This window comes from Streptomyces boluensis, assembly GCF_009908195.1.
In the GTDB taxonomy this organism is placed as follows: domain Bacteria; phylum Actinomycetota; class Actinomycetes; order Streptomycetales; family Streptomycetaceae; genus Streptomyces; species Streptomyces boluensis.
Map to the genome: position 1 here is coordinate 1 of NZ_JAAAHS010000491.1, position 4,921 is coordinate 4,921.

At 69.1% G+C, this 4,921-nt stretch carries 5 protein-coding genes; all 5 read left to right on the top strand.

Translation table 11 applies throughout. The features are described 5' to 3' along the window. Positions 1-54: 54 nt before the first annotated feature. Genes GUY60_RS34390 through GUY60_RS34410 form a run of 5 tightly spaced genes read left to right on the top strand, consistent with a single transcriptional unit; the run spans position 55 to position 4,879 of the window. Entirely contained in the window at positions 55-990 is a 936-nt protein-coding gene (locus GUY60_RS34390) for an ABC transporter ATP-binding protein (RefSeq protein WP_161705104.1), read from the top strand. Next, positions 987-1,757 (top strand): MlaE family ABC transporter permease, encoded by a 771-nt coding sequence (locus GUY60_RS34395; protein ID WP_161705106.1) that lies wholly within the window; start codon positions 987-989, stop codon positions 1,755-1,757. The genes GUY60_RS34390 and GUY60_RS34395 overlap by 4 nt, the downstream gene beginning before the upstream one ends. 3 nt (positions 1,758-1,760) lie before the next feature. After that, positions 1,761-2,576 (top strand): MlaE family ABC transporter permease, encoded by an 816-nt coding sequence (locus tag GUY60_RS34400; protein ID WP_161705108.1) that lies wholly within the window; start codon positions 1,761-1,763, stop codon positions 2,574-2,576. Between the two features lie 3 nt (positions 2,577-2,579). Further along, entirely contained in the window at positions 2,580-3,845 is a 1,266-nt protein-coding gene (locus GUY60_RS34405; protein ID WP_161705110.1) for an MCE family protein, read from the top strand. Then, entirely contained in the window at positions 3,842-4,879 is a 1,038-nt protein-coding gene (locus GUY60_RS34410) for an MCE family protein (protein WP_161705112.1), read from the top strand. Before GUY60_RS34405 ends, GUY60_RS34410 begins: the two co-directional genes overlap by 4 nt. The last annotated feature ends 42 nt before the right edge of the window (positions 4,880-4,921 follow it).

Consider the following 4,921-nt stretch of genomic DNA (forward strand, 5'->3'; position numbering starts at 1 on the left):
CCCCCTCCCCGTAGAGCAGATGAAAGCGCTGCTCACGGCTGAAGGGTGAACCGGATGGGTGTCGAGATCTGCGTGGAGGGACTGACCAAGTCCTTCGGCGACCAGGTCATCTGGCAGAACGTCTCGCTGACTCTGCCGGCCGGGGAAGTCTCGGTCATGCTCGGCCCTTCGGGCACGGGCAAGTCGGTCTTCCTCAAGTCCCTCGTCGGGCTGCTCAAGCCGGAGCGCGGCTCGATCCGCGTCGCGGGCACGGACATCACGAAGCTGCGCGAGCACGACCTGTACGAGGTGCGGAAGTTGTTCGGCGTGCTGTTCCAGGACGGCGCGCTGTTCGGCTCGATGAACCTGTACGACAACATCGCCTTCCCGCTGCGCGAGCACACCCGGAGGACGGAGAGCGGGATCAGGAAGATCGTCCTCGAGAAGATGGAGATGGTCGGCCTCATCGGCGCCGAGGACAAGCTGCCCGGCGAAATATCCGGCGGCATGCGCAAACGCGCGGGCCTGGCGCGGGCGTTGGTGCTCGACCCGGAGATCATCCTCTTCGACGAGCCCGACTCGGGCCTCGACCCGGTCCGCGTGGCCTACCTCAACCAGCTGATCGTCGATCTCAACGCGCAGATCGACGCGACCTTCCTGATCGTCACGCACGACATCGCGTCGGCCCGCCAGGTGCCGGACAACATCGGCCTGTTGTTCCGCCGCGAGCTGGTCATGTTCGGGCCCCGCGAGAAGCTCCTGACCAGCAGGGAGCCCGTCGTACGGCAGTTCCTGAACGGGCGGATGCAGGGGCCGATCGGCATGGCCGAGGAGAAGGACGCCGCGACGATGGCGCGGGAGGCCGTGCACTTCGGCAACGGCGGCCCGGCCGATGCCCCGAGCCTCCTGGACATGACGCCGCGGCTCCTGCCGGGCCCGGGAATCGACCGCCCACCCCGCTGGCAGGCGATCGCCGAACGCGAGGAGGAGCGGACGGTGAGCGGAGCATGAGCCTGTCCCCCAAGGGGGCGCTGCGCCAGTCCGGCAGCCTCTTCGCGATGGCCCTCGACGTGCTGCGCACACTGCCCCGACGGCCGTTCCAGGTACGGGAGTTCATTCAGCAGTCCTGGTTCATCGCGAGCGTCACGATCCTGCCGACGGCCCTGGTCTCCATCCCGTTCGGTGCGGTGATCGCGCTGCAGATCGGCGGTCTGACCCGGCAGTTGGGCGCCCAGTCGTTCTCCGGCGCGGCCTCCGTGCTCGCGGTGCTGCGGGAGGCCTCGCCGATCGTCACCGCGCTGCTCATCGCGGGCGCGGGCGGCACGGCGATCTGCGCGGACCTCGGCGCCCGCAAGATCCGCGACGAGATCGACGCCATGCAGGTCCTCGGCATCGACCCCATCCACCGCCTGGTCGTGCCCCGCGTGCTCGCGTCGATGGTCGTCGCGGTACTGCTCAACGGCCTGGTCTCGGTGGTCGGGGTAGCCGGCGGCTACTTCTTCAACGTGGTCCTGCAGAACGGCACTCCGGGCGCCTATCTGGCCTCGTTCACCACGCTCGCCCAGCTGTCCGACCTGTGGGCGGCGGAGCTGAAGGCCCTGGTCTTCGGCGCCATCGCCGCGATCGTCGCCTCGTACAAGGGCCTGACCGCCAAGGGCGGGCCGAAGGGCGTCGGGGACGCGGTCAACCAGTCCGTGGTCATCACCTTCATGTTGCTGTTCGTGACGAACTTCGTGATGACCGCCGTGTACTTCCAGATCGTCCCGCAGAGAGGGTAGTTGATGCGACTTCTCGACCGCCCGCTGAAATCCCTTGAGGAGCTGGGCAGCCAACTGGCCTTCTACGGGCGCTCCCTCGCCTGGACCGGCCGCACCCTGCGCCGCTACCGCAAGGAGATCCTGCGCCTGCTCGCCGAGGTGAGCTTCGGCCGCGGCGCGCTCGCCGTGATCGGCGGCACGGTCGGCGTGATCGCCTTCCTGTCGTTCTTCACCGGCACGGAGGTCGGCCTCCAGGGGTACGCGGCCCTCAACCAGCTGGGCACCTCGAACTTCGTGGCGTTCCTGTCGGCGTACTTCAACACCCGTGAGATCGCACCCCTGGTGGCGGGCCTCGCCCTGTCCGCGACGGTCGGCGCCGGGTTCACCGCGCAGCTGGGCGCGATGCGGATCAGCGAGGAGACCGACGCGCTGGAAGTGATGGGCGTGCCCTCGCTGCCGTTCCTGGTGACGACCCGGATGATCGCCGGTTTCGTCGCGGTGATCCCGCTGTACGTGGTCGGCCTGCTGTCCTCGTACTTCGCCGCCCGCACCATCACCACCGGCTACTACGGCCAGTCGGCGGGCACTTACGACCACTACTTCCAGCAGTATCTGCCGCCCGTCGACGTGCTGTGGTCCTTCGGCAAGGTGATCGTCTTCGCCGTCGTGATCATCCTCGTGCACTGCTACTACGGCTACTACGCGAGCGGCGGCCCCGCCGGGGTGGGCGTCGCTGTCGGCCGTGCGGTGCGCACTTCCATCGTCGCCATCAACGTCCTGGACTTCTTCCTCAGCCTCGCCATCTGGGGTGCCGTCACGACCGTACGAATAGCGGGGTAGCCGATGCGGAATCCCTTGTCCCTTGCCTCACGGGCAGCTCAACTGCGGCTGTACGGCCTTGTGTTCCTCGTGGTCATCGCGCTGCTGCTCGGCCTCTCCGTGGCCGCGTACCAGCAGGTGTTCACGCCCGTCGTACGGATCACGCTGCAGGCGGGCACGTTGGGCAACCAGCTGGAGCCGCGGGCCGACGTCAAGCTGCGCGGGCTGCTCGTCGGGGAGGTCCGGGAGGTGGCGGCGGACGGCGAGAAGGCCACGCTCGACATCGCCCTGAAGCCCGAGCACACCGCCCGCATCCCGTCCGACGTGTACGCGCGGCTGTTGCCCAAGACGCTGTTCGGTGAGAAGTACGTCGAGTTGGTGGCACCCCGTACCCCGTCGGCGCGGCCGATCCGCGCGGGCGACGTCATCACGCAGGACCGCACCAAAGTCGGCATCGAGGTGCAGCAGCTGCTGAACGACCTGCTGCCGCTGCTCCGCACCGTGCGCCCGGCCCAGCTCAACGCCACGCTCTCCGCGTTCGCCACCGCGCTCGACGGGCGCGGCGACCGGATCGGCGCCAACCTCACCCGCGTCGAGCGGTACATGCGGCAGCTCAACCCCCACATGCCCTCCCTGAAGGAGGACATCGCGCGCTTCGCGGACGTGGCCGAGGTGTACGCGGACGCGGCGCCCGACCTGATGAGGGTCCTGGAGAACTCCGTCACGACCAGCCGAACCGTCGTGGAGAAGCGGGAGCAGCTGTCCGCCGCGCTCACCGGGACCGCCACCGCGGCCGACACGGGCGAGGCGTTCCTCGACGACAACGGCGACCGCCTGATCGCCCTCGGCCGGGTGTCACGGCCGACCCTGGCGCTGTTCGCCCGCTACGCGCCCCAGTACCCCTGCCTGCTCGAAGGACTCGTGCGGCAGGACAAGGCGTCCGACGAGACCTTCCGAGGCGGAAAGATGCGGATCACCCTGGAGTTCGTCCACCCGCAGGACGCGTACAGGCCCGGCGAGGAGCCGCAGTACGCGGACCGGTCGGGGCCCGATTGCCGGGGACTGCCGCACCCCGAGGTGCCCGCCCCGCACACCGACCTCGCCGACGGTACGAGGAACGGTCCGGGCCAGGGTTCCGGTGGGGCCACCGTGTCCGGCACGAAGGCCGAGCAGCGGGCCGTCGGTTCACTCGTCGCCCCCGTCCTGGGGGTGCCGGCGGACGAGGTGCCGTCGGTGGCGACGCTGCTGTTCGGGCCGATGGCGCGCGGGACGGCGGTGAGCGTCGCATGAAGGTCGGGAGCGCAACGGAGACCGCGAAGCCGCTGGTGAAGTTCCTGCTGTTCGCGGTGGTGACCGTGCTGGCGACGACGCTGCTCGCGGCCACCATCGTCAACATCTCCTTCACCCCCGAGCACACGTACCGCGCGGTGTTCAGCGATGTCACCAGCCTGGAGGAGGGGGACGACATCCGGGTCGCCGGTGTGCGGGTCGGTGAGGTCGAGGACATCCGGATCAAGGACCGGACGCGGGCCGAGGTGAGCTTCACGGTCACCGAGGACCGCCCGCTGTTCACCAGCACCCGCGCGGTCATCCGCTACCGCAGCCTCGTCGGACAGCGCTATGTCGCCCTGACCGAGGGAACCGGCGGCAGCACACCGCTGCCGCCCGACGGGGAGATCCCGCTGTCCCGGACGCAGCCCGCGCTCGATCTGAACGCGCTGCTCGCCGGGTTCAAGCCGCTGTTCGCGGCGCTGAGCCCCAAGGACGTGAACCAGCTGGCCGGCGAGATCATCAAGACGCTGCAGGGCGAGGGCGGCACCGTCAACAGCCTCCTCGCGCACACCGCGTCGCTCACCAGCACCCTGGCCGACCGCGACCGGCTGATCGGCTCCGTGATCGACAACCTCAACGAGGTGCTCACGGCCCTCGACAAGCGCGGCGCCCGCTTCTCCTCGCTGCTCAAGCAGTTGCAGCGCCTGGTGTCCGGGCTCTCCGCCGACCGCAAGCCGATCGGCGAGTCCCTGGTGAACATCGGCAACCTGACAGAGGCCACCTCGGGCCTGATCGGTGAGGCGCGGCCCCCGCTGAAGGACGACCTCGCGGAGCTGACCGAACTCACCGGAACCCTCAACGACAACGAGAAGACCGTGGAGGGCGTCCTGAAGCGACTGCCGGGCAAGCTCAACAAGCTGACCAGGACAGCGAGTTACGGCTCCTGGTTCAACTTCTACCTCTGCGACTTCGACGGCCGCATCGTGCTGCCGAAGACCAAGAAGGTGCTCACACCCGAGCTGCATGTGGCACGGGCGAGGTGCGGCGGATGAGACTGCGACTGCCGCGCGTTCCGCGGCCGCCCCTGCCCCGAC